We start from the raw sequence: 23236 nt of genomic DNA, 5'->3' as shown, positions 1-23236 counted from the left end.
GCCGCCCTACGCGGCTGCGGCCGCCTTGGCGTCGGCGAGGTCGATGAAGAGCTCGGTGTTGAAGCGGTACGCGGCCACGACCTCGTCGATCACGCGCTCACGCTCATCGTCGCTCCAGTTCACCGCGTCGAGCTGGGCGCGATAGGTCTGTTTGAACTCGCGGGGCTTGGCGATGTCGGCGAAGAGGTAGAAGCCCACACCGTTCGTCTCGAAGCCGAACCGGCGTTGCATCAGGGTGCGGATGACCTGGCCACCCGACAGGTCACCGAGATAGCGCGTGTAGTGGTGGGCGATGAACCCGCCGCTCCAGGTGGCCCCCACTTCGCGGATGCGGGCGGCATAGCGGGCGGTCGTCGGCAGCGGAGTGATCTGCTCGAGCCAGTCGTCGCCGATCAGAAAGGCGAGGTCTTCGCGAATGGCGGGCAGGCGGGTGAGCTTCGACGAGATGAAGGGCGCGGCGGTCGGGTCGTTCTTCATGCGCTCGGCGGCCGACTCGATGGCCTCGTAGATGAAGTAGTGCTGCGCGACGAGCGCGATGTAGTCGTCTCGGCTGCCAGCGCCGTTCATCAGATCGGTCATGAAGCCGGCGCCCTCGCTCTCGCCATGACCCGACCAGGTGCGCTCGCGGAGGGCCTGGGAGAAGGGGATGACATTCGACACGACGACTCCTAGGTAAGTGTGCCCTTACCTTACTCGACGTGGTCGCGCGGCGGTAGCCCGAGGGCCGCCGACGCCGCGTCGGAGAGCGCCACGATCTGCTGCCTGATCTCGCCGCGCGTCTGGATCGTGCCGGCCGGCCAGGGCACGACGACCTGCACGGTCTCGTCTTCGGGAACCAGCCACGCTGTCCAGGTGCCGCCGACCGTGTCGAGGTCTATCATCTGGGCGCGCTCGGCGTCGGGAGCACCGAACGCACGCACGATGGCGAGGTTGTCGTCGGAGTGGTCGTTGTTCATGTGCGCCAGGATGGCGTCGACAATGTCTGCGGCGAAAGCGGTCATGCCCTTACGGTAGCGAAACGCTGGCAGCAAATCGCGCATCGGTGACCAGAACCCGTGCGGGGGCATCCGGCGTCGCTGCCTACACTGTCGGCATGGCTATTGTTCCCGACACCAAGAACTGGACATGGGTTCTCGAACGAGAATGCCCCGAATGCGGCTTCGACTCGTCGGCGACCGACGCCCACGACGTGCCCCGGCTCACCCGCGAGAATGCCGCGGCCTGGCCCGCGGTGCTGGCCCGCGCTAATGTCGCCGAGCGCCCCGACGCGTCGACCTGGTCGGCGCTCGAGTACGGGGCGCACGTGCGAGACGTGTTCCGCATCTTCCGCCTGCGTCTTGCGCTGATGCTCGACGAAGACGACCCGGCCTTCGCCAACTGGGATCAGGATGCCACAGCCATCGACGAGCGGTACAACGACCAAGACCCGGCCGTCGTCTCGGCCGAGCTCCTGGCGGCGGCCGAGGCGCTCGCCGCAGCGCTCGACTCTGTACGTGACGAGCAGCGCCACCGCACCGGCCGGCGAAGCGACGGATCGGCTTTCACGGTCGACACCCTGGCGCGGTACTTCATTCATGACCCCGTGCACCACCTGCACGATGTGAACGGCTAGCCGGGCATCCGGTCCGCAGGGGTGGCGGCGATCCGGCCCGAGCGACGGCGGTCGCCGACCGGCGGCGGGCTACTCGTCGAGGTGCTCCTGCAGAAAGTAGGTCGACCGCGCGAAGGCGAGGGCGGCCGCGTTCTTGTCGAGCCGGTCGAGCAGGGTGGCGTTGGCGAAGTACGGCTCGGTTCCCGCGTACAGGTGCCGCCCGACCGGCGTGCCCATCTCCTTCAGGCGGCTGACGAAGGCGTCGGTGGTGAGGCCGGCCCCCCACGGCCCAGAATCGCTGAAGTTCAGCAGCACCGGGCACGGGATGACACCCGGCTCGTCGTCGCCGAGCCCTGCCGCGTACGCGACGACGGCATCGACCGACCCGGCCTGGGCGAGCCGCAGTGCGAGCCAGCCGCCGACCTCGAAGCCGAGCACGCCGACCTTGGTACTGTGCGACTGGATGCTCGCGTCGGGTGCCCCGTCGAAACCGTGCCCCCGGCCGAGTTCCACCGCGTCTTCGAGCGTGGCGAGCGCGAAGCCGATGTCGATCGTCTCGCGCAGGTGCTCTGCGCCGTCGGCGTCGATCGTCGCCAGCCCGTTGAAGAGATCGGGAACGACCACGTAGAAGTCGCGGTTGGCCAGGGCTGTGGCGTACGACTCGAGGTAGGGCAGTCGCCCGAAGCTGTCGTGCACGACCACCACCGACGGGTTGCCGGGCACCCCGAACGTGAGGGGCCAGCTCGGCGACGGTATGTCGATGAACTCGGGCACACTCACGGCCGTTCGGCGACGATGGCCGCCAGAACGGCGAGCATCGAGCGGCGCATGTAGCGCCGCCACAGCGGGCCGATGACGCGGCGTACGAGCAGGGTGCGGCCGGGCAGCGGCCGGTACGCGTAACTCCAGGTGATGTGGGTGCGACCGGGAGTACCCGGTGCGTAACTCCAGCGGGCGGAGGCGTCTGACACGATGTGGCTGAGCACCCCGGTGAACTGCGTGACGTCGTAGTCGAAGTGGCCGGCCGCCGACGGCTCGGCGGGCCGCTCGTAGCGCACGATCTGCTCGCGGAAGCTGCCGCCGTCAGAGAGGAAGACGGTACGCGAGTCACCCGCGGCGCCGTAGGTCTCGCCGTGGTTCTCGAGGCCGACGACCGCCGGCAGCACGCCCAGGTACCCGGTGAACAGCGTGCTGTCGTCGCGCGGTACGATCACGTCGAAGGCGAACTGGGGTTCGGAGAAACTGACGCCCACCGCGGTGAACAGAACCGGCTTCGGCTGCATGGATGCTCTCGTCGATGATGGGGAGGATGCGGTACGGGCGCCTCGCCGAGGCGGGCTGCTCGTGGATTGCGTGCACCGATTCTAGCGGGCAGACCAAGCCTCGACACCGTTGTCTCCGGGCGTGGCCGATGCAGAACCGGTAGAGTCATGGTGTCGCCCCCGAGTGTCCGGCAGGCATTCCTGCCTTCGGCCGGCGGCCAGTGAGGGTTTCACGCGTGGCTGCTGCACGCATTCGTCTCGTCGGCTCCTACGCCGACATTCTCCGCGTTCCCGGATCGCGCAGTTTCGTCGCCGCCGGCTGGCTGGGGCGCATGCTGCGCTCCACGACGGGAATCGCCACCATTCTGCTCGTGTCGGCGCAGAGCGGCAGCTTCGCCCTCGCTGGTGCCGTGTCGGGGGCCACGGTGGTGGGGCTCGCCATCGGCGGGCCGCTCTGGTCGAGGGCCGTGGATGCCCGGGGCCAGCGCCGTGTGCTGCCATTGACTCTCACGGCCGCCGCCGCCGCGGCGGCCGCCCTGGTGCTGGTGGTCGTCTGCGCGGCCCCCGTGTTCACCTGGTTCATCGCCGCGTTCCTGCTCGGGGCTGCGTCGATCGACGTCGGATCGCTGGTGCGTGCGCGCTGGCGCTCGGCGGTCTCGTCGCCGCAGCAGCGCCACACGTCGCTCGCGCTCGAGTCGGTGAGCGACGAACTCGTCTTCGTCGTCGGGCCGCCGCTCGTCACGCTCATCGCCGCGTCGGCCGGAACGGTGGTCGGCTTCGCGACGGGCGTTCTGGTGGGCGTCGGGGGCGGGTTCTGGCTGTGGTCTCAGCGCTCGACCACTCCGCGGGTGCACACCCAGCCCGGCGGTCTGCCGCTGCCGCGCCGTTCGTGGCGCCCGCCCGCGGGCGTGCTGGGCCTGCTGCCGATCTACCTCGGGGTCGGAACCGTGTTCGCCGCCATCGACCTGGCCGCCGTCGGCCTCGGCACCGAGACCGGCCAGCCCTGGCTGACAGGCGTGATTCTCGCGGTCTTCTCGGTCGGCAGTGTGCTCGCCGGCTTCGCGTTCGGCCCGATCAGCGCCGGCTGGACGCCCGCCACCCGCGTGCTGGTGAGCGCCGTCGCCTACGCGGTTGTCGTGCCGAGCCTGCTGATGTTCCAGAGCCCCGGGGTTCTCGCCAGCCTGATCTTCGTGGCAGGACTCGTGACGACGCCGGTGCTCATCTCGGGCACGTCGCTGATCACCTCGCGCGTCGACGAGTCACGCCTGACCGAGGCGTTGACCTGGCCGTCGATCGGCCTCGCGCTCGGCGTGACGTTCGGCGGGGCGCTCGCGGGCATCGTGGTCGACGACGGGTCGGCGTTCAGCGCCTATCTCATCTCCACCGTGGCGGCGGTCGCGGTGGGGGTGTACGGGGTACTGAGTTCACTCGTGAACCGTCGCCACGGGCATCCGGAGCCGGTCGCCGCCGTGACGGCCGGGTCGGACGCGACCGCTGGGCAGAACCCCTGACTCAGGTGTTGTCGCCGCCGGTGTCGTCGGCCATCGAGCTCTGCTGAGAGACCCCGGTTCCGTTCGAGCGTGACCAGCTCCACTCGGCGACAATCGGGATGTCTTCGCCGTGCTCGCGGGTATATGCCCGTGCGCGCATACGAGCGTCTTGCATCTGCTGACGCAGGCCGGCAGCCACCACGGCGAGGTGCGGCACGCGGTCGATGACGTCCATCACCAGGTGGTACCGGTCGAGGTCGTTCAGCATCACCATGTCGAACGGCGTCGTGGTGGTGCCCTCCTCCTTGTAGCCCCGCACGTGCAGATTGTTGTGGCCGGTGCGCCGATAGGTCAGGCGATGGATGAGCGACGGGTAACCGTGGTACGCGAAGACCACGGGCTTCGTGGTGGTGAAGATGGTGTCGAACTCTTCGTCGGCGAGACCGTGCGGATGCTCGGTGTCTGACTGCAGCCGCATGAGATCGACCACGTTCACGACCCGCACCTTCAGCTGCGGCAGGTGCTCGCGCAGAATGGCGGCCGCGGCCAGCGTCTCGAGCGCCGGAACGTCGCCCGCACACGCGAGCACGACATCGGGTTCTTCGCCCTCGACCTCGGTGCCGGCCCACGGCCAGATGCCGAGGCCGCGGGTGCAGTGCGCCACGGCCTCCGCCATCGTCAGCCAGTTCGGGGCGGGCTGCTTGCCGGCCACGACCACGTTGATGTAGTCGACCGAGCGGAGGCAGTGGTCGTACGTCGAGAGCAGGGTGTTGGCATCCACCGGCAGGTAGACCCGCACGACGTCGGCCTTCTTGTTCACCATGTGGTCGATGAAACCCGGATCTTGGTGGCTGAAGCCGTTGTGATCCTGCCGCCAGACGTGAGACGAGAGCAGGTAGTTCAGCGACGAGATCGACCGGCGCCACGGAATCGTGCGCGAGACCTTCAGCCACTTGGCGTGCTGGTTGGCCATGGAGTCGATGATGTGGATGAACGCCTCGTAGCAGTTGAACATGCCGTGACGGCCCGTGAGCAGGTAGCCCTCGAGCCAGCCCTCGCACTGGTGCTCGCTCAGCACCTCCATGACACGGCCGGCCCGGGCGAGGTGTTCGTCGATCGGCCAGATGGCGGAGTTCCACTGCTTCTCGGTGGTCTTGTAGACGCCCTGCAGCCGGTTCGACGCGGTCTCGTCGGGGCCGAAGATGCGAAAGTTGTCGGGGTTCTGCTCGATGACGTCGGCGAGCCAGTCGCCCAGCACCTTCGTGGCAGAGTCGTCGGTGGCGCCGGGGCTCGGCACGTCGACCCCGTAGTCGCGAAAGTCGGGCAGGTTCAGTTCGCGACGCAGCAGGCCGCCGTTCGCGAACGGGGTGGCGCTCATCCGCAGGTCGCCGCGTGGTGCGAGCGACGTGATGAAGTCGATCGGCGCGCCGTTCTCGTCGAACAGCTCGTCGGCCTTGTACTTCTTCAGCCAGTCTTCGAGAATGCGCGTGTGCGCCTCAGTGTCGCGGGCGTTCGCGAGCGGCACCTGGTGGGCGCGCCAGGTGTTCTCGACGGGCAGGCCGTCGATCTCCTTCGGGCATGTCCAGCCTTTGGGCGTGCGCAGAATGATCATCGGCCAGCGGGCCGTACCGGTGAGGCTGCCGTCGGCGGCCTGGCGCTTGATCTCGGCGATTTCGTTGAGCACCTCGTCGAGCGTCTCGGCCATGCGCTGGTGCACGAGCAGCGGGTCTTCGTCGTCGAAGCCGCCCGAGACGATGTGCGGGTTGTGTCCGTAGCCGCGCATCAGATCGAGCAGCTCGTCCTCGGGAATGCGGGCCAGAACCGTGGGGTTCGCGATCTTGTAGCCGTTGAGGTGCAGGATCGGCAGCACGACACCGTCTTGTGCGGCATCCAGAAACTTGTTGGAGTGCCAGCTGGTGGCCAGCGGGCCCGTCTCTGCCTCGCCGTCGCCGATCACGCAGGCGACCAGCAGGTTCGGGTTGTCGAACGCGGCCCCGTAGGCGTGACTGAGCGAGTAGCCGAGCTCGCCGCCCTCGTGGATGGAGCCGGGGGTCTCGGGCGAGTCGTGGCTCGGGATGCCTCCCGGAAACGAGAACTGGCGGAACAGGCGCTTCATGCCCCGCTCGTCTTGCGTGATGGGCGAGTACACCTCGGAGTAGGTGCCGTCGAGGTAGGCGTTCGCGACCATGCCGGGGCCGCCGTGGCCGGGGCCGGTGACGTAGAGCGTGGCCTGCTCACGCTGCTGGATGATGCGGTTCAGGTGCGCGTAGATGAAGTTGAGCCCGGGCGTCGTACCCCAGTGACCGAGCAGGCGCGGCTTGATGTCGTCGCGGCTCAGCGGGGTCTTCAGCAGGGGGTTGTCGAGCAGGTAGATCTGACCGATCGACAGGTAGTTCGCGGCGCGCCACCACGCGTTCACGCGCTGCAACTCTTCGCCCTCGAGTCGCTGCGGCTCGAGGCTGGGCCACGGATGCCCGGCGGCACCCCCGCCGGGCGGCGCAGCCTCGTTCAGAGCTGTCGCGGGTGTTTCGGCCAGATCGGTCATGGTGAAGCCCTTCGTGTGCGCGGGCCCACAGTAGAGCTCGGCGTGGTCTGTCGTGGCCAGCCTATGCACACGGGCGGGGCGCCACTAGGTCTGGGCTGTGACGATCTGGTGAACTCGCCGTCAGAGGTGCCGCAGGTACCGTTCCGGCGCGTCGAGAAACCGCCGCCAGTGCTGCACCAACTCGAGCTCGGCCCACGCCGAAGGGCGCAGGCCGTCGGCGTCGAGCTCGACGATGCTCGCCCCGTGCATCGCAGTCAGGATGGGCGAGTGGGTGGCGCAGATGACCTGGCCTCCCGCCTCTACGACCTCGGCCAGCTTCGCGATGAGGCTCAGGCAGGCCGTGAACGACAGCGCCGCCTCCGGCTCGTCGAGAATGTAGAGCCCGCGGCCACCGAAGCGTTCCTCGAAGGTCTGCAGAAAACTCTCGCCGTGGCTCACCTCGGTGTAACCGGGGCCGTAGCCGAGCCGCTCGAACACGTCGAAGGCAGTCTCCGACCGCAAGAAGAATCCCTTCGCCTTGGTGCGCACCATGGCGACGCCCTCGGCTCCGCGGTCGAGCACGAGGATTTCGCCGAGCGGGGAGCGCGCAAGCTCTGATGAGTACTTGCGGCCACTGTGGCCGCCCCGAACATCCACCCCCCACGCCTCGGCGATGGCCTCGACGATGGTCGACTTGCCACTGCCGTTCTCGCCGACGAGAAAGGTCACGGGCGCTTCGAGGCGCAGGCCCTCACCGATCAACCCCGCCACGGCGGGTACCGTGTACGGCCAGCGGCCGCGGTCGGCACGTTCGTCGGCGACCCGCAGCCCCTCGATGATCATGGCTCCACTCTGCCAGCCGCGAAGGAGTAGTGGGGTGAGGCGCCGACGGGGGTCGGGTGAGGAACGGGTCAGAGTGCCGGGGCCAGGGTGAAGCCGCCGCCGGGGGCCGGGGTGAGGCGCACGCGATCGAGGGCGTCGACGAAGAGGTCGGCGTCGAGTTCTGCGGGGTCGGCGGTTCCGCTGACGGCCAGCACCGAGCATCCGGCGGCCCGGGCAGAACGGATGCCCGCGGGGGCGTCTTCGACCACGAGACAGCGCGCGGGGTCGACGCCGAGCCGGGTTGCGGCGAGCAGGTACGGCTCGGGATCGGGCTTGCCACGGGTGATGTCGTCGGCGGTCACGAAGACGGCGGGGAGGGGGAACCCGGCAGCGGCGAGCCGCGAGGTGGCGATCAGGCGGGTGCCCGAGGTGACGATGGCACGTGCCGGGTCGGGAAGCGACGCGAACAGCTCGGTCGCCCCCGGGGTCGCCGCCACTCCCCCGGTGTCGGCCGACTCGAGCTGCTCGATGCGCAGTGCGGCGGCGGGTACCAGCTCGGGGGCGAGCAGCCGCTCGAGCAGGGCCCTGGCGGGCTGGCCATGGTTGGTCTGCACCTCGGCCGGGTCGAAGGTGTACTCCTGGGCGAGCCGGCGCCAACTGCGCAGCACGGCGGGGGTCGAGTCGATGAGTGTTCCGTCGAGGTCGAACAGCACCGCATCGAACGTGGCGCCGAACAGCGGGCTCGACGGGTCGATGGGTTCGCGCCGGCCGAGGTGCTGCAGGACGCGCTGCAGCTGCTGGTGGGTCGAGAGGGCCGCCTCCACGCGCAGGTGCGGGATGCCCGGGGTCACCGCCGGCGGGCCGGCCAGACGGTGGGCGTCACGCGCTTCGCCCCGGGCCTGCCGGCGTTCGGCGAGCAGCTCTGGTGACCCGTCGACGTGCACGACTTCGATGGTCGTGTCGGGCAGCGACGACGACAGCGCACGCCACTCGTCTCCTCCCCGCAGCTCGGCGGTGAACGGTGCGACCAGCACGGCGCCCATCGGCAGGCCGGCGATGTCGGCCGCGGCGGCGACCAGGGCCGCGTATCGGCCCCGGCGCACCTCGGCGGCGTGCGGGCCCGACAGCCAGTGCTCGCCCGGCAGGGCACCCGTCAACGTGTCGAGCAACGGGTTGGTGAGCTGGTCGAGGTCGAGGATGGGCAGCCCCAGCTCGCGGGCGAGCGCACGGCCGAGGGTGGTCTTGCCGCTGCCGGCGGCACCGGCGACGAGGACGATGAGGGGTGGTCGGGCATCCATGTCACCGGTGACTTGACTTTGCGCGCTCATACAGTCAACATAGCAGAGACAACGTTGTCTCACACCGGTGAGACGAACGCGATGAGGAGAGATGAACGAGCGCGCAGGCATCAAAGACGTCGCCGCCATGGCGAACGTGAGCATCAAGACGGTGTCTCGCGTGATCAATGGCGTCAGCACCGTCGAACCCGCGATGCGCCGCCGGGTCGAAGAGGCCATCGTCGCGCTCAACTACGTTCCGAACACCATGGCGCGCTCGCTGAAGACCGGCGCGGGCAACACCGTGGGGGTCGTGGTCGACTCCATCGACGACGTGTTCTTCTCGTCGCTGGTCAGCGCCATCGAAGACCGCGCGATCACCCTCGGCCTCTCGGTGATCATCGGCAGCACCGGCTTCGACGCCGGCCGCGAGCACGCCCAGCTGCTGAACCTCGCCAGCCAGCACGTGCGCGGCGTCATTCTGGCCCCCGTGGGCAACGACCACACGTTTCTGGAGCCCTACCGCTCGATCATGCCCGTGGTCACCGTCGACCGTTCGGTGCCGGGTCTCGACTCGGTCACGGTCGACGACTACGCCGCCGCACGCGACGGGGTGGCGCGGCTCGTCGCGCGCGGACACCGCCGCATCGCGCTGATCGGCTACGACCCGCGCATCCAGACGGCCGACCGCCGGCGCGCCGCCTACGAAGACGTGCTCACCGAGAACGGCATCGCGCTCGACCCGCGGTTCGTGCCCGAGGTCTCGTTCGAGAGCGCCGCGGCGACGGCCGCCCTCAAGGACGTGCTGTCGCTCGCCGACCCGCCGACGGCCCTCTTTCTCGCCAACGCGCGACACGCGACCTCGGTAATCTCGGCGATGCACCACCTCGGCCGCACCGACCTGGCCGTCATCTCGTTCGGCGACTTCGCCCTCGCCGACGCAGTGAACCCTGCCGTCTCGTGCATCGACCAAGACCCCTACCTCATCGGCGCCCTGGCGTTCGAGCGCCTGGTGGAGCGGTTCGGCGACACGTCGCTCGAGGCGGTCGACCGCACGGTCGAGACCGGCTTCGTGTCGCGCGCCAGCCACCTCATCTCGGCCCCCAAGCTCACCGACGTTCTCACCTCAGAAAGGCGCTGACCGGATGCCCAGAACCTTCGTTGCCGGCCTCGACCTCGGCAGCACCGGAGTCAAAGTGCTCCTTGCAGACGACGAGGGCGTCGAGCTGTTCGTCGAACAGCGCCCGACGCCCTGGCGCGCGGGCCCCGGTGGCACCACCGATCTCGACGCCGACCGGCTGGTCTCGGTCATCCGTGACCTGCTCGAGACGGCCGCCGACCGGCTGACAGCCCTGGTCGCGGCCGACGAGGCACATGTCGCCGCCATCGCCGTGTCGGGCATGGGCGAGACCGGTCTTCTGCTCGACGCCGCCGGCCGCGCCGTCGCCCCGGGCATGGCATGGTTCGACCCGCGCGGGCAGCAGCAGGTGGATGCCCTTCCCGAGAGCCTCCGCACCGAATTCGCCGGCCGCACCGGCCTGCCCGTCGGCGTGCAGGTGTCGGTCGTCAAGATTCTGTCGTTGCGCGACGGCGGACTCGCGCTGCCCGGCCTGCGCTGGTTCAACCTGCCCGAGTTCGTGGCCTTCGCGCTCGGCGGCCTGCCGGTGAGCGACTATTCGCTCGCCTCGCGCACCGGGCTGCTCGATCAGGATTCGGGCCAGCCCTGGGCCGAGATGCTCGACCACCTCGGCGTCGACTCCGGCTTTCTGCCGACGCTCGTCGACTCGGGCACCGACCTCGGCCCCGCGACGGCAGACTGGCTGCCCGCCGCGTTCCAGGATGCCCGGCTCACCGTTGCCGGCCACGACCACCTCGTGTCGGCTGTCTCGGGCGGCGCCGTCGCCGACGACCGGTACCACGCGTCGATGGGCACGGCCGAGGTTCTGCTGCGGGTGCTCGACCAGCCGCTCTCGGCCGAGGCCCGCTCGCGCCTGGCCGACTGGCTGATCAACTGCGTGCGGCACGTCGTGCCCGGGCAGTTCGTGCTCGTGGCGGGCGTCAAGACAGGCCTGCTCATGCGGCGGGCCCTGCAGATGTCGGGCATCACCGACCGGGCCGGCCGTGATCGGCTCGACGCCGAAGTGCTCGCGCTGCCCGTGGAGGGCTCGCTCGACGCCGGAGCCATCGAGGTGAGGGGCGCGCGCAACGACGACGGCGTGCTCTCGCTGACCGTTCGCGGCGACGGCGTCAGCCCCGCCGAGCTCTTCGGAGCGGTGCTGCGGCACGGCAACGACGAGATCCAACTGCTCATCGACGCGATGAACCGTGAGGTGGCACCGGCCAGCTCGACGGTGCTGACCGGCGGCTGGGCAGACATGGGCAGCGTGCAACGCGCCCGTGCCCTCGTTCTCGGGCCGATCACCGTGTCAGAGCGCTCGCAGGACACCTCGTACGGCGCGACGATGTTCGCCGCGCGGCTGCTCGCCCCCGACCCCAACTGACCGGGCTGCCGCGCGCCCTGCCGGGATGCGCACCGCAGCCGCATCCACCGCCCGATCGCACACGCTCCCAGACCCCGAGCATCCACACCGCACCATCGCACCACCCCAGACCCACACAACAAGGAGAAACACCCATGAACGAACTGACCCCCCTCGAACGCCGCGCGATGTCGAAGATCGTCACCCCCGGTGGCCGCATGCTCATCGTCGCCGCCGACCAGCGCAACGGAATGAAGGCCGTCATGAAGGATGCCCCCGCCGGCCCCGGCTCGGTCACCCTCGAGCAGCTCGCCGCGGCGAAGGCCGACATCGTGAAGTTCCTGGCCAACAACGGCCCGGCCATCCTGCTCGACCCTGAGGTCGCGCTGCCCCTGATCGTCGAGAGCGGCGTGATCGACAGCGACACCGGCCTCGTCGTCGGCATGGACGCTTCGGGCTTCGACACGGTCGACGGCCTGCAGTACACCCGCTTCTCGACCGGAGTCACCCCGCGCACGGTTCGCGACCTCGGTGGCGACGCGGCGAAGATGCTCTGGTACATGCGCCCCGACAAGCAAGACGCCGACTCGCGTGTCGTCGCCGAGATCGCCGACCTCGTGAAGGCGTGCACCGAGGAGGGCCTGCTGCTCATCGTCGAGATTCTGGTCTACCGCCTCGAGGGCGAGACCGAAGAAGAGTACAAGGCCATCTTCCCGCAGCTGGTCATCGACGCAGCGAAGCTGTCGGTCGGTGCCGGCGCCAAGGTGCTGAAGCTGCAGTACCCGGGCTCGGCCGAGGCTGCCGCCGCCGTGACCGCTGCGGCCGACGGTGTGCCGTGGGCCGTTCTGTCGGCCGGCGTCGACCACGAGACGTTCATCGAGCAGGTCGCAACGGCCGTCGAGAACGGCGCGAGCGGCGCCATGGCGGGCCGCTCGCTCTGGAAGGACAGCCTCGCCGTCTCGCCCGAGACCCGCGAAGAGCTGCTGACCACACGGGCGCTGCCGCGCCTGCAGGAGCTGGCTGCCGTTCTCGACCGCAGCTCAGTGCTCGTCTAGGCACCATCGCACGAAGGCGGGGCCGGGGCGGCGGGAGGGTCGTCCCGGGCCTCGGCCTCGTTCGCGCGAGCGCCCTCGCGCTAGCGGTCGGGGTCGCGGTCGCGCTCGGGGTCGCAGCGGTTCAGCGCGCGCGCAGGGCCGCGAGCACGCTGGGCGCCACCGGAAGCTGGGGTATCAGCACCGACTGCAGTGAGTGGTAGAGGTCGGGCTTGGCCGCGTCGGCGGGGGCGCCGAGTCGCTGGCGCCACGATCCGAGGTCGCAGTCGATGAAGGCCTCGTCGATGTGGTCGAGCCAGAGCTCGTACTGCGCTGCCGCGCCGGGGGATCCGCCGGGCAGGCGAGCGAGAACGGATGCCGCGGCGATCGCCTCGGCCGCTACCCAGTGCAGGTGCATGGTGCTCACCGGCTCGCCGTCGAAGTCGGTCGTGTACAGAAATCCGTCGGCGCCGTCGCGGGCCCAGCCGTCGACGGCCGGCCGCTCGAACAGGGAGTTCGCGGCGGCCACGAAGCCCTCGGTGCCGGGCAGTGCCGAGCACTGGGCGATGAGACGGCTCCACTCGAAGCCGTGCCCCACCGTGTAGCCGAAAGGCACGAAGGCGTGGTCGGGTCTGTCGCGGTTCGCGCCGGGGTCGGCCACCCAGTCTGCCGTGTAGTGCTCACAGATGCGCCAGTCTCGCCCGGCCGCCTCGGCGATCACGAAGCGGCAGATCGCGAGGGCACGGTCTCGCCACTCGGTCTCGCCAGTGACCTCGAAGGCGGCGAGCAGCGCCTCGACGAGGTGCATGTTGGCGTTCATGCCGCGGTAGGGGGTCGGCTGCCCGGCCGCGTCGATGCGGTCGACACCGAGCTGGGCGGTGGGCTCCCAGAACGCGGTGTCGAAGCGCTCCAGGGCGTTCCGCAGCAGGGTGGATGCGCCCGGTTCGTCGATCGCGACGCCGGCAGCGGCGGCCAGAATCACGAAGTCGAGGGTGTACAGGCTCTGCAGGGCATCCGGCGCGTCTGCACCGGCACCGGCGGGGGTGGCGAGTGCGGGCGGGTGGTCGGTCAGACCCCGCCTGGGCTGCGCGGAGGCGGTGGCGGGCGCTGCCGGGTGGTCGGGCCAGCCCGGGCCCGGTTGCGCGGCGAGGGCGTCGAGCATCCGGCCCGCCGCCGACCGCATGCCGGGGTGCCCGCGCAGGGCCGCCACCGCGTGCACGAAGGCCATGCGGGCCGTCAGAAAGGTCGGGGCGCACGGCCCCGGCACCGCTCCCCCACTGGCGTCGAGCTGAACGGCATGGCCGTGGGCGTCGGTGCGGGCCCGCGGAAAGCCGATCAGCCGTGCCTCCTCACCCTGCAGCCACACCCCGTGGGCGGGGTCGGCGAGCCAGCCGAGAGCCTTCATGCTCAGCTGGCAGCCTGCAGCGGCGAGAACGTGTCGTCGTCGCTCGCGAGGTCGCCGTTCGCCGGCTCTGTGACCGGCGAATCCCACGGCACGAGACAGGATGCCCGCTCGACCAGACCGACCGGCAGAATGGTTCGCCGGCGGTACCGCTTGGTGGGGTTCGCGATGCGGTCGAGAATGCGCGTGATGGCCAGGCGGCCGAGGTTTGCGGGGTCTTGGTCGACGACGGTGATGGCCGGCCGCAGTGCATTCGCCATGGGGAAGTCGCCGAAACCGACCAGCGCGAGGTTCGACTGGTGCGCCTCCTGCAGCGCCGGAATCAGCGACATCGAGCAGCGGGCGTCAGACGAGAACACCGCGGTCGGCTCGAGCTGCCGGCCGATGAGGGTGGCGACCGCCTGCCGGGCGCCCTCGACGGTGCGCGCCCCGAACACCACGAGGTCGTCGCGGTAGGGCAGGCCGGCGTCGGCGAGGGCACTCTTGTAGCCCTCGAGCCGGTTGGCGGTGGTCGGGATGCTGAGCGTGTCGCCGATGAACGCGATGCGCGTGTGGCCGTGCCGAATCAGGTGGGTGGTGGCGGCGTGGGCCCCACCGAGGTCGTCTTCGACGAAGCTGTCGACGGCGAGCTTGGTGGGAGCGCGGTCGACGAACACCACGGGGGTGTGGTCTGTCCAGCGCGACAGGTAGGCCTGGTTCTCAGAGATGGGCGCGACGATGAGGCCGCTGAGCTGAAACCGCAGCAGCGACTCGAGCACCGGCTCTTCGCGGCTCGGGTCGTTGCCGAGGCTCGTGACCGACACCGACATGTTCTGCTCGGCGGCGATCTCTTCGACGGCTCGGGCGATCGAGGAGAAGAACGGGTCGGCGATGTCGGGCACTGCGACGCCGATGACGGGCGCGCGGCCCGTGCGGAAGTTCTGCGCCAGCGTGTTCGGCACGTAGTTCAGCTGCTTCATCGCGGCGAGGATGCGCTCGCGGGTGGCCGGGGCGACGTGCGGATCGTCGTTGAACACCCGCGAGACGGTCTTCGCGCTCACCTTGGCGTGGGCCGCGACATCGTGCATCGTCGTCATTGCGTCACCTCGTTCTCACATCGCTGTCACACGCTCGAATGGCACCGGTGTCATGCTATCCGACCGCACCGGCCACCGGCTGCCCCTCTCCAGGGGTCAGCGCGCGGTGTACCCGCCGTCGATCGGCAGCGAGACGCCCGAGATCATGCCGGCGTCGTCGCTGAGCAAGAACGCGATCGGAGCCGCGATGTCGGCCTCCGTCGCCCACTTGCCGAGCGGCATGGCCTCGAGAAAGGGCCCCTCGATGTCGGGGCGGCCCCAGTACCAGGCCGACATGGGGGTCATCACGACGGTCGGGTTCACGCCGTTGACCCGGATGCCGTACTGGCCGAGCTCGAGAGCCGACACCCGCGTGATGTTGTCGAGCGCTGCCTTCGACGATCCGTACGAGATGTGGCCGGTCAGCGCCACCAGGCTGGCCTGGCTCGACACGTTCACGATCGAGCCGCCCTTGCCGAGGCGGATCATGGATGCCGCCGCGTACTTGATGACGAGCAGGCTGCCGCGCGCGTTGATGCGCATCACCTTGTCGAACACCTCGATGTTGGTCTCGGTGGGGCTGGCGATCTCGCCGCCCCAGCCGCCGCAGTTCACCACACCCCACAGGTCGAGGCCCTCGAGTGCGCCCTTGATGCTCTCTTCGCTGGTGAGGTCGAAGGGCAACGGCCGGGCGCCGGTCTCGGCCACGATGGGAGCCAGCGACTCGTCAGAGAGGCCGCTGGCGATGACGTCTGCGCCCTTCGCGACGAGGTGACGAACGGTTTCGCCGCCGATGCCGCCGCTGGCGCCGGTGACCAGAATGGTGCGGCCGTTGAAGTCGGTCATGGGGTGTGGTCTCTTCTCTTTCGACTCTGAAAATGGGGCGGCACGGGGCGGGCTGCGAAGGCCGCGGCGGTGCTGCATGCCAGTGTAACCACAATCCGGGCATCCTTGTCATCGGTGACATGAAATTTCGGCGAATTGCTTGACACCCGTGACATGGGGGGCTTAGCGTCTCTGCAGCGGTTGTTTTCGCATAGCTCCGAACCTGCTTCGATCGGTGCGAATCTGCCCAGAACTACAGGAATGCTTCACAGACGCAGCGATATTTCTCTCAGTCGGTGATGCACAGAACCCGATGGAGAAGCGATGTCTGACAGCACGCAGAGCCGTGAGAGCCTGGCCCAGCCGGCTGTCATGACCGCGAGCATTCAGGATCTCGCCGCTCGTGCCCGTGCCCTCGTCGTGCCGGGGGAGCGCCGCATTCTCGGGCTCACCGGCGCCCCCGGGGCGGGCAAGTCGACCGTGGCCGCAGCACTGCTCGACGCGCTCGGCACCGACGCGGTCATCGTCGGCATGGACGGGTTCCACCTCTCGAACCAGGAGCTGTCGCGGCTCGGTCGCGCCGACCGCAAGGGTGCGTCAGACACGTTCGACTCGTTCGGGTTCGCCGCGCTGCTCGAACGCCTGCGCACCGCCTCTGAGACGGTGTACGCGCCGGTCTTCAACCGCGGTCTCGAAGAATCGATCGGCAGCGCGGTTGCGGTCGACCCGTCGATTCCGCTCATCATCACCGAGGGCAACTACTTGCTCTCTGACGAACCGGGCTGGGCGCGGGCCGGGCGGGCCATCGACCAGATCTGGTACATCGATGTCGACCTCGACGAGCGCCGGCGCCGGCTGGTGCTGCGCCACGAATCGTTCGGTCGCTCTGTCGCCGCGGCCGAAGACTGGGTCGAGAACGTCGACCTGAAGAACGGCGCCGCCATCGAAGCGGCAAAGGGCCGCGCCGACCTCATCGTCGAACTGACCGAGGACTGACCGCCGCCCACACACTCTTCTCACCCGCACGGCACCACCCCAACGAAGGACAAGGAATGCGCACAGGACGATCTGTGGCGAACCAGCCACCGACAGACAGCAGCGGGAGCACCGCGGCAGACGTTATGGAGTACCACAATGACTAGCACCATCCCCATTCTCGAGGCGCGTGGCCTGACCCGCAGCTTCGGTGCCGTGCGGGCCCTCGACCACGTCGACTTCGACATCAACGCCGGTGAGGTCGTCGCCCTGATCGGCGACAACGGTGCGGGCAAGTCGACCCTCGTGAAGGCGCTCTCGGGCAATCTGGCGCTCGACTCGGGCGAGATCTACTACGCCGGCGGCCGGGTCGACCTGACGTCGACCACCGCGGCGAGCAAGCTCGGCATCGAGACGGTCTACCAAGACCTGGCACTGGCGCCGCACCTGAACCCGGCCCAGAACATGTTTCTCGGTCGTGAACTGCCGGCCCCGGGCATCCTGGGCAAGTTCGGCTTTCTCGACAACAAGACGATGCGCCTGCGCTCGAAGGCCGCGTTCAACGACCTCGGCGCGACAGTTCGCTCGCTGAGCGACCCGGTCGGCGGAATGTCGGGTGGCCAGCGCCAGGCGATCGCGATCGCCCGTGCCGTGGCCTGGGCGAAGGGCGTCATCTTTCTCGACGAGCCCACCGCCGCCCTCGGTGTCGTTCAGACCAAGAACGTTCTCGAGACCATCCGCCGCGTGCGCGACAAGGGTGTCGGCGTCGTCTTCATCAGCCACAACATGCCGAACGTCATGGAGGTCGCCGACCGGGTGCAGGTTCTGCGCCTCGGCCGCCGTATCGCGACGTTCGAAGCGAACAAAACGAACATGGAAGAACTGGTCGCCGCGATGACCGGCGCACTGGACGGAGCAGGAGCATGACCCAGACAGCCACCCCCACCGGGGTTCCGGTGGCGCCCAACGTCGACGACGGCAAGCCCAGGAACTTCCTCTCGCGGCTGACCGGCATCCAGTCGTTCCAGATCCTGCTGGTGCTCATCGTGATCTTCCTGATCTTCACGATTCTGGCGCCGACGATCTTTCCGCAGTGGACCAACATTCGTCAGATCGTGCAGAACGTCTCGATTCTCGCGGTGCTCGGCATCGGCATGACCTTCGTCATCATCACCTCGGGCATCGACCTGTCGGTCGGCTCGGTGCTGGTGTTCTCGGGGGTCGTCTCGGCCAAAGTGATGGTCGCCCTCGGCGGCCAGGGCTGGGGAACGGCCGTGATCGGCCTCATCGTCGCGATCGTCGTCGGCCTCGCCTGGGGCCTGCTGAACGGCTTTCTGATCGCCAAGGCGAAGGTGCCGCCCCTCATCGTCACACTGGGCACACTCGGCGCGGCGCTCGGCCTCGCCCAGGTGCTCACCGACGGCGTCGACATTCGCGACGTGCCCACCGTTCTGACCGACACCATCGGCTACGGCAACGTGTGGGGAACGACCATCCCGCTGATCTCGCTGCTCGCGCTGATCATCGTGATCATCTTCGCGGTGATTCTGCACAAGACGAAGTTCGGCCTCTACACCTTCGCCGTCGGCTCGAACGAAGAAGCGGCCCGCCGCGTCGGCGTGAAGGTCGACCGCCAGCTGATCTCCATCTACGCCCTGTCGGGTGCGCTCGCCGGCCTCGGCGGACTGCTCTCGCTCTCGCAGTACGGCACCACCGCCATCGCCGGGCAGTCGCAGACCAACCTGAACGTGATCGCGGCCGTCGTCATCGGTGGCACCAGCATCTTCGGTGGCGTCGGAACGATCTTCGGCACGATGGTCGGTCTGTTCATCCCCGCCGTTCTGCAGAACGGCTTCGTCATCATCGGCGTGCAGCCGTTCTGGCAGCAGGTCGCTGTCGGCGCCGTGCTGGTCGCCGCGGTGTACATCGACCAGCGACGGCGGGCCTCCGCGGCCCGTGGCGCCGGGTCGAAATCCAAGGTCTCTTTGAGCAGTCTCTGGTCGAAGAAGAAATGAAAATCACAGTCGCAACCCTGAACCAAGAGGAGCTTTAACAATGAAGTCAAAGAGACGCCTCGTCTCCCTAGTCGGTATCGGCGCCATCGCCGCACTCTCGCTCAGCGCGTGTGCGGGTGGCGGCTCGACGAGCAGCACCCCCGGCGCCTACAAACTGTCATTCGTGCAGGGCGTCGCCGGCGACGAGTTCTACATCACCATGCAGTGCGGCATCGAGGCCGAGGCCGCGAAGCTGGGCGTCACGGTGAACACCCAGGGCCCCGCCAAGTTCGACCCGACGCTGCAGAAACCCATCGTCGACTCGGTGGTCGCCTCGAAGCCCGACGCACTGCTGATCGCCCCGACCGACGTGACCGCCATGCAGGCGCCGCTGAACGCCGCGGCCCAGGCCGGCATCAAGGTCGTTCTGGTCGACACCTCGGTCGACGACCCGTCGTTCGCCACCGCCCAGATCTCCTCCGACAACAACGGCGGCGGCAAGGCCGGCTTCGACGCGATCAAGCAGCTGAACCCGAACGGCGGCAAGGTGCTGATCATGGCGACCGACCCCGGCATCTCGACGACGGATGCTCGGATCGCCGGCTTCGAAGATGCCGTCAAGGCCGACTCGTCGTTCGACTACCTCGGCGTGCAGTACAGCCACAACGACCCGGCCGAGGCAGCCAAGCTGATCACGGCCGCGCTGGCCAAAGACCCCGACATCGTGGGCGTCTTCGCGACCAACACGTTCGCCGCTGAAGGCACGGCCACCGGTGTGCGCCAGGCCGGCAAGCAGGACACGGTGAAGATCGCCGGCTTCGACGCGGGCCCCGCGCAGGTGAAAGACCTGCGCGACGGCACGATCGACGCCCTGGTCGCCCAGCAGCCGGCGCTGATCGGCGCCGACGGCGTCGATGCGGCTGTCGCCGCCCTCAAGGGCGAGACCGTCACGGCCAAGACCCAGACCGGGTTCCAGGTGTTGACGCTCGACAACATCGACACCACCGGCAAGGACTACGTCTACAAGTCGAGCTGCTAGCAGCCCGTAGAGACTCGGTGCGCCCGCGCACCGTACAGAGCCCACGGGTTCTCTCCCGAATCGTCTCGGGAGGGAACCCGTGTTCATTTCACCACCTTCAATTCGAGGAGCCCGCCCCATGGTCAAGCTGACCAACAGCACCCTGTCGTCGATCGGCCAGACGGTTCCGGTGCCGCACTACAACCGACGGAATGTGACGACCGGCATCGTGCACTTCGGGGTGGGCGCCTTCCACCGGTCGCACGAGGCGATGTTCATCGACCGGGTGCTCGCCGGCGGCCAGACCGCGGAGTGGGGCATCTGCGGCGTCGGTGTGCTGCCGTCGGACGCCGCCATGCGCGACGTCTTCGCCGCCCAAGACAATCTGTACACCCTGGTCGTGAAGCACCCCGACGGCCGGGCGGAGGCGCGGGTGATCGGCTCGATCACCCAGTACCTGTTCGCTCCCGACGACCCTGAGGCGGTCATCCGTACGCTCGCCGACCCGAACACGCGCATCGTCTCGCTGACGGTGACCGAGGGCGGCTACAACGTCAACGACGCCACCGGCGAGTTCGACGCCTCGAACCCGGCCGTGCAGCGCGACCTGGCCGCGGGGGCCGTGCCGGCAACGGTGTTCGGGCTGATCACCGAGGCGCTGCGCCGGCGCCGCGAGGCCGAGGTCGCTCCGTTCACAGTGATGTCGTGCGACAACATCCAGGGCAATGGCGTGGTCGCCCGCAAGGCGCTGACCTCGTTCGCCCTGCTCAAAGACGAAGACCTCGGCGAGTGGATCGATCGCAACGTGCGGTTTCCGAACTCGATGGTCGACCGCATCACGCCCGCCACGACCGACCAGTCGCGCGCCGAGGTCGCCTCGGTGTATGGCATCGACGACACCTGGCCCGTGGTGTCGGAGTCGTTCGAGCAGTGGGTGCTCGAAGACTCGTTCACGCTCGGCCGCCCCGCGCTCGAGTCGGTCGGCGTGCAGGTGGTCGACGACGTCGAGCCCTACGAACTCATGAAGCTGCGCCTGCTGAACGCCTCGCACCAGGCGATGAGCTACCTCGGCATTCTGGCCGGGTACACGTACGTGCACGAGGTGTGCCGCACGCCGCTGTTCAGCACCTTTCTGCTCTCGTACATGACGCAGGAGGCCTCGCCCACTCTGCAGCCGGTGCCGGGCATCGATCTCGACGACTATCGCCATGAGCTCATCGCGCGGTTCTCGAGCACGGCCATCGCCGACACGCTCGCCCGCCAGGTCGTCGACGGGTCGGAGCGCCTGCCGAAGTTCTTGCTGCCCGTCGTGCGCGACCAACTCGCCTCGGGCGGATCGATCGACCACGCCGCGCTTGTCATCGCCGCGTGGAGCGTCTACCTCGAGGGCAGTACCGAAGAGGGCCAGCCCATTCTCGTCACCGATGTACGCAAGAAGGTGCTGACCGAGGCGGTGGCGGCCGAGAAGGATGCTCCCGGGGCTCTTCTCGACGTGCGCGAGGTGTTCGGCGACCTCGGCGAGAACCCGCGATTCCGCGAGGCGTACCTGGCGGCCCGCAAGAGCATCCAGGTCGATGGATCGGTCGGGGCCATGCGCGCCCTGGCGCACGCGCAGCGCGTGTGAGCCGGCTCGCGCGGGCCCATCTGCCGCGCGCGTTCGCGGTCGACTGCGCCGTCGGCGGAAAAACCACTCGAACATACGTTCGAAGGTCTGTAGAGTGGAGGTATGACGCTCGCGTACCAGACCTCGCTGTTCGACGAGCCGGGGGCGGAGCCGCAGCTCGAGCCGCTCGGCCCGGCGGTGCGGCGCATCGACCTCGGCGCAGGCGCCTGGCTCGACGTGCGACCGGGCTGGGTGAGCAACTCCGACGAGCTGTTCGAGCGGCTGGCCCAGCGCGTGCCGTGGAAGGCCGACTCGCGCGAGATGTACGACCGGGTGGTGGCGGTGCCACGGCTCGTGTCGTGGTTCGGCCCGGAGTCGGGTCTGCCCGACCCCGTTCTCGACCTCGCGCAGCAGGCGCTGAACGACCACTACGGCCGCCCCAAAGACCAGGTCTTCGAGACTGCGGGGCTCTGCTTCTACCGAACCGGCGATGACAGCGTGGCGTGGCATGGCGACCGGGTGGGCCGGCTCATCGACCGCGACACGATGGTCGCCATCGTCTCGGTCGGCACGGAACGAACGCTGTCGATCAGGCCGAAGGGCGGGGGAGACGTGCGTCGCTTCGTCGTCGGGCACGGTGACCTCGTGGTGATGGGCGGCAGCTGCCAGCGCACGCACGAGCACGCCATCCTCAAGACGAAGCAGGCGGTCGGCCCCCGCATCAGCGTGCAGTTCCGGCCGTACTGGAAGCGGCTCGGGGCCTGAACGGCGCCGCCTGGGCGTCACGGGAGGAGGGTCACGCCGCGGGAGTGGCTGTGCAGCTGAGCGCGCAGGCGCACGCCGCGGCGATCGCAGGCCTCGGCCAGGGCGGTCGCCCAGGCTGCGTCGGCACCGCCGAGCGCGCCACCCCCTGGCCGCTCCCACACCGCGATGAGCTGGGTAGCGCCGCGGTCGGCCATGAGCCCCGCCATGAATGCGACCAGGGTGTCGGCGTCGCCCCGGCGCGGCTTCGGGGCCAGGTCGTCGCAGGGGAGCGCGATCGGCAGCTGGCGGTCGTGGGCGTCGAGCAGAAGGAGCCAGAGCTGGGTGCGGCAGGCCGTTCCGATGGCGCTCATCACCCGCTCCTCGATGTCGGCGTCGGTGCGCAGCGGGGGATGCAGCAGGTGGCTGCGTTCCTCGGGCGTCGGCGCTGGCGCTGATGAGTGTGCGGGTGCGGCGGGGGCCGGGTGGTCGGTTGTGAGAGTTGTCATGCCACGATCTTCGGCCACGGGCATCCGGCCGGCCGGCCGGGATGGCCCGACTGTGGAGAAGTGGGCGAAGCACACGGCTGGGGAGTACGCGCAGCGCAGCCCGGTGCGGCTAGAGCGCCTTGCGCATCTCCATCTCGCGCTGGTGGGGGTTCAGGATGTAGGGGAACAGCTTTCCCGTCGCCACGTAGCCCCGCCGTTCGTAGGCCGCGATCGCGCGGGCGTTCTGCGAGTGCACGCGCAGGGTGAGGGTGTCGGACTCGGTGCGGGCCCAGTCTTCGACACCGGCGAGCAGAGCATCCGTGACCCCGCGCGACACCCCGCGATAGGCGGGCGACACGTAGACGCCGACGAGCATCGGGCCGGCTGTGCGGTCGAGGTAGCCGCCCATCGTTCCGACCCAGCGGTCTTCGGCGGCGGGGTCGATGGCCACCAGGTTCGTTCCCGAGCCGGTTGTGCCACGCCGACCGCGCTCACGCCAGTAGAGTTCGCCGGCCAGCCGCGCCGACTCGAGGGTGTCGCCGAATGCGATGGGGGTGTCGGCGAGCATCTCGAGGCGCAGTGCCCGCACATCGAGCCAGTCCTCCTCGGTGGTGGAACGGATGACGATGCCTTCGAGACTCACTCTTCGAGCCTAGGG

The 23236-nt window shown here is 69.0% G+C and carries 23 protein-coding genes; 11 read left to right on the top strand and 12 right to left on the bottom strand.

Translation table 11 applies throughout. The annotated features are described in order from the left end of the window. Nucleotides 1–6: 6 nt before the first annotated feature. Both V3W46_RS03835 and V3W46_RS03830 read right to left on the bottom strand, forming a co-directional pair. Nucleotides 7–660 (bottom strand): biliverdin-producing heme oxygenase, encoded by a 654-nt coding sequence (locus V3W46_RS03835; protein WP_331781770.1) that lies wholly within the window; start codon nt 658–660, stop codon nt 7–9. Nucleotides 661–689: 29 nt separating this feature from the next. Next, on the bottom strand, nt 690–1001 hold the full coding sequence (locus V3W46_RS03830; RefSeq protein WP_331781769.1) for a DUF2470 domain-containing protein: 312 nt from the start codon (nt 999–1001) through the stop codon (nt 690–692). A 92-nt stretch (nt 1002–1093) separates the two neighbouring features. Between V3W46_RS03830 and V3W46_RS03825 the strand changes: the two genes are divergently transcribed. Further along, a complete protein-coding gene (locus V3W46_RS03825; protein ID WP_331781768.1) occupies nt 1094–1612 on the top strand; it encodes a DinB family protein in 519 nt (172 codons plus the stop codon). Nucleotides 1613–1681: 69 nt separating this feature from the next. On the opposite strand, the gene V3W46_RS03820 is transcribed toward V3W46_RS03825, so the two are convergent. Both V3W46_RS03820 and V3W46_RS03815 read right to left on the bottom strand, forming a co-directional pair. Then, the gene (locus V3W46_RS03820; protein WP_331781767.1) at nt 1682–2371 is read right to left on the bottom strand and encodes a dienelactone hydrolase family protein; all 690 of its coding nucleotides are present in this window, start codon (nt 2369–2371) and stop codon (nt 1682–1684) included. Next, a complete protein-coding gene (locus tag V3W46_RS03815) occupies nt 2368–2874 on the bottom strand; it encodes an SRPBCC family protein (RefSeq protein ID WP_331781766.1) in 507 nt (168 codons plus the stop codon). The genes V3W46_RS03820 and V3W46_RS03815 overlap by 4 nt, the downstream gene beginning before the upstream one ends. Before the next feature lie 215 nt (nt 2875–3089). Between V3W46_RS03815 and V3W46_RS03810 the strand changes: the two genes are divergently transcribed. Next, nucleotides 3090–4364, top strand: a complete 1275-nt coding sequence (locus tag V3W46_RS03810) for an MFS transporter (protein ID WP_331781765.1) — start codon at nt 3090–3092, stop codon at nt 4362–4364. A gap of 1 nt (nt 4365) precedes the next feature. Here V3W46_RS03810 and V3W46_RS03805 read toward each other — a convergent pair whose 3' ends face one another. The 3 genes from V3W46_RS03805 to V3W46_RS03795 form a co-directional block, all read right to left on the bottom strand. Then, complete coding sequence (locus tag V3W46_RS03805) at nt 4366–6888, bottom strand: phosphoketolase family protein (RefSeq protein WP_331781764.1); 2523 nt, start codon at nt 6886–6888, stop codon at nt 4366–4368. A gap of 120 nt (nt 6889–7008) precedes the next feature. Beyond that, the gene (locus tag V3W46_RS03800; protein WP_331781763.1) at nt 7009–7710 is read right to left on the bottom strand and encodes an AAA family ATPase; all 702 of its coding nucleotides are present in this window, start codon (nt 7708–7710) and stop codon (nt 7009–7011) included. A gap of 68 nt (nt 7711–7778) precedes the next feature. Further along, complete coding sequence (locus V3W46_RS03795) at nt 7779–9017, bottom strand: HAD-IA family hydrolase (RefSeq protein WP_331781762.1); 1239 nt, start codon at nt 9015–9017, stop codon at nt 7779–7781. Between the two features lie 61 nt (nt 9018–9078). On the opposite strand from V3W46_RS03795, the gene V3W46_RS03790 reads away from it, so the two are divergent. The 3 genes from V3W46_RS03790 to V3W46_RS03780 all read left to right on the top strand — a co-directional run bounded on the left by V3W46_RS03790 (nt 9079) and on the right by V3W46_RS03780 (nt 12501). Then, a complete protein-coding gene (locus V3W46_RS03790; RefSeq protein ID WP_331781761.1) occupies nt 9079–10107 on the top strand; it encodes a LacI family DNA-binding transcriptional regulator in 1029 nt (342 codons plus the stop codon). 4 nt (nt 10108–10111) lie between these two features. After that, entirely contained in the window at nt 10112–11467 is a 1356-nt protein-coding gene (locus tag V3W46_RS03785; protein ID WP_331781760.1) for an FGGY-family carbohydrate kinase, read from the top strand. 134 nt (nt 11468–11601) lie between these two features. After that, on the top strand, nt 11602–12501 hold the full coding sequence (locus V3W46_RS03780; RefSeq protein ID WP_331781759.1) for a hypothetical protein: 900 nt from the start codon (nt 11602–11604) through the stop codon (nt 12499–12501). Between the two features lie 121 nt (nt 12502–12622). On the opposite strand, the gene V3W46_RS03775 is transcribed toward V3W46_RS03780, so the two are convergent. From V3W46_RS03775 to V3W46_RS03765, 3 genes are all read right to left on the bottom strand, one after another. Continuing rightward, complete coding sequence (locus V3W46_RS03775) at nt 12623–13882, bottom strand: AGE family epimerase/isomerase (protein WP_331781758.1); 1260 nt, start codon at nt 13880–13882, stop codon at nt 12623–12625. Nucleotides 13883–13884: 2 nt separating this feature from the next. Then, nucleotides 13885–14955, bottom strand: a complete 1071-nt coding sequence (locus V3W46_RS03770) for a LacI family DNA-binding transcriptional regulator (RefSeq protein ID WP_331781757.1) — start codon at nt 14953–14955, stop codon at nt 13885–13887. 96 nt (nt 14956–15051) lie between these two features. After that, on the bottom strand, nt 15052–15780 hold the full coding sequence (locus tag V3W46_RS03765) for an SDR family oxidoreductase (protein WP_331781756.1): 729 nt from the start codon (nt 15778–15780) through the stop codon (nt 15052–15054). Nucleotides 15781–16083: 303 nt separating this feature from the next. Between V3W46_RS03765 and V3W46_RS03760 the strand changes: the two genes are divergently transcribed. The 6 genes from V3W46_RS03760 to V3W46_RS03735 all read left to right on the top strand — a co-directional run bounded on the left by V3W46_RS03760 (nt 16084) and on the right by V3W46_RS03735 (nt 22114). After that, a complete protein-coding gene (locus tag V3W46_RS03760) occupies nt 16084–16755 on the top strand; it encodes a nucleoside/nucleotide kinase family protein (RefSeq protein ID WP_331781755.1) in 672 nt (223 codons plus the stop codon). Between the two features lie 138 nt (nt 16756–16893). Then, complete coding sequence (locus tag V3W46_RS03755) at nt 16894–17661, top strand: ATP-binding cassette domain-containing protein (protein WP_331781754.1); 768 nt, start codon at nt 16894–16896, stop codon at nt 17659–17661. Then, nucleotides 17658–18749 (top strand): ABC transporter permease, encoded by a 1092-nt coding sequence (locus V3W46_RS03750; protein WP_331781753.1) that lies wholly within the window; start codon nt 17658–17660, stop codon nt 18747–18749. Before V3W46_RS03755 ends, V3W46_RS03750 begins: the two co-directional genes overlap by 4 nt. 40 nt (nt 18750–18789) lie before the next feature. Then, nucleotides 18790–19767 carry an ABC transporter substrate-binding protein gene (locus V3W46_RS03745; protein ID WP_331781752.1) on the top strand — a complete coding sequence of 326 codons (978 nt, stop codon included), beginning with the start codon at nt 18790–18792 and terminating at the stop codon, nt 19765–19767. A 118-nt stretch (nt 19768–19885) separates the two neighbouring features. Next, entirely contained in the window at nt 19886–21370 is a 1485-nt protein-coding gene (locus V3W46_RS03740; RefSeq protein WP_331781751.1) for a mannitol dehydrogenase family protein, read from the top strand. A 102-nt stretch (nt 21371–21472) separates the two neighbouring features. Beyond that, entirely contained in the window at nt 21473–22114 is a 642-nt protein-coding gene (locus V3W46_RS03735; protein WP_331781750.1) for an alpha-ketoglutarate-dependent dioxygenase AlkB, read from the top strand. A 17-nt stretch (nt 22115–22131) separates the two neighbouring features. Here V3W46_RS03735 and V3W46_RS03730 read toward each other — a convergent pair whose 3' ends face one another. Both V3W46_RS03730 and V3W46_RS03725 read right to left on the bottom strand, forming a co-directional pair. Next, on the bottom strand, nt 22132–22599 hold the full coding sequence (locus V3W46_RS03730; protein WP_331781749.1) for a hypothetical protein: 468 nt from the start codon (nt 22597–22599) through the stop codon (nt 22132–22134). Nucleotides 22600–22708: 109 nt separating this feature from the next. Beyond that, nucleotides 22709–23221 carry a GNAT family N-acetyltransferase gene (locus V3W46_RS03725; RefSeq protein ID WP_331781748.1) on the bottom strand — a complete coding sequence of 171 codons (513 nt, stop codon included), beginning with the start codon at nt 23219–23221 and terminating at the stop codon, nt 22709–22711. Nucleotides 23222–23236 lie beyond the last annotated feature (15 nt).

It is taken from the genome of Subtercola sp. YIM 133946 (genome assembly GCF_036553535.1).
In the GTDB taxonomy this organism is placed as follows: domain Bacteria; phylum Actinomycetota; class Actinomycetes; order Actinomycetales; family Microbacteriaceae; genus Subtercola.
This window is presented reverse-complemented; position numbering and strand designations above follow the sequence as displayed.

Excerpts from the sequence above, each read along its gene's own strand:
- V3W46_RS03830 (WP_331781769.1), bottom strand. The coding sequence starts at position 1,001 with ATGACCGCTTTCGCCGCAGACATTGTCGACGCCATCCTGGCGCACATG.
- V3W46_RS03825 (WP_331781768.1), top strand. The coding sequence starts at position 1,094 with ATGGCTATTGTTCCCGACACCAAGAACTGGACATGGGTTCTCGAACGA.
- V3W46_RS03815 (WP_331781766.1), bottom strand. The coding sequence starts at position 2,874 with ATGCAGCCGAAGCCGGTTCTGTTCACCGCGGTGGGCGTCAGTTTCTCC.
- V3W46_RS03805 (WP_331781764.1), bottom strand. The coding sequence starts at position 6,888 with ATGACCGATCTGGCCGAAACACCCGCGACAGCTCTGAACGAGGCTGCG.
- V3W46_RS03800 (WP_331781763.1), bottom strand. The coding sequence starts at position 7,710 with ATGATCATCGAGGGGCTGCGGGTCGCCGACGAACGTGCCGACCGCGGC.
- V3W46_RS03795 (WP_331781762.1), bottom strand. The coding sequence starts at position 9,017 with ATGAGCGCGCAAAGTCAAGTCACCGGTGACATGGATGCCCGACCACCC.
- V3W46_RS03790 (WP_331781761.1), top strand. The coding sequence starts at position 9,079 with ATGAACGAGCGCGCAGGCATCAAAGACGTCGCCGCCATGGCGAACGTG.
- V3W46_RS03785 (WP_331781760.1), top strand. The coding sequence starts at position 10,112 with ATGCCCAGAACCTTCGTTGCCGGCCTCGACCTCGGCAGCACCGGAGTC.
- V3W46_RS03780 (WP_331781759.1), top strand. The coding sequence starts at position 11,602 with ATGAACGAACTGACCCCCCTCGAACGCCGCGCGATGTCGAAGATCGTC.
- V3W46_RS03775 (WP_331781758.1), bottom strand. The coding sequence starts at position 13,882 with ATGAAGGCTCTCGGCTGGCTCGCCGACCCCGCCCACGGGGTGTGGCTG.
- V3W46_RS03770 (WP_331781757.1), bottom strand. The coding sequence starts at position 14,955 with ATGACGACGATGCACGATGTCGCGGCCCACGCCAAGGTGAGCGCGAAG.
- V3W46_RS03765 (WP_331781756.1), bottom strand. The coding sequence starts at position 15,780 with ATGACCGACTTCAACGGCCGCACCATTCTGGTCACCGGCGCCAGCGGC.
- V3W46_RS03760 (WP_331781755.1), top strand. The coding sequence starts at position 16,084 with ATGTCTGACAGCACGCAGAGCCGTGAGAGCCTGGCCCAGCCGGCTGTC.
- V3W46_RS03755 (WP_331781754.1), top strand. The coding sequence starts at position 16,894 with ATGACTAGCACCATCCCCATTCTCGAGGCGCGTGGCCTGACCCGCAGC.
- V3W46_RS03750 (WP_331781753.1), top strand. The coding sequence starts at position 17,658 with ATGACCCAGACAGCCACCCCCACCGGGGTTCCGGTGGCGCCCAACGTC.
- V3W46_RS03745 (WP_331781752.1), top strand. The coding sequence starts at position 18,790 with ATGAAGTCAAAGAGACGCCTCGTCTCCCTAGTCGGTATCGGCGCCATC.
- V3W46_RS03740 (WP_331781751.1), top strand. The coding sequence starts at position 19,886 with ATGGTCAAGCTGACCAACAGCACCCTGTCGTCGATCGGCCAGACGGTT.
- V3W46_RS03735 (WP_331781750.1), top strand. The coding sequence starts at position 21,473 with ATGACGCTCGCGTACCAGACCTCGCTGTTCGACGAGCCGGGGGCGGAG.
- V3W46_RS03730 (WP_331781749.1), bottom strand. The coding sequence starts at position 22,599 with ATGACAACTCTCACAACCGACCACCCGGCCCCCGCCGCACCCGCACAC.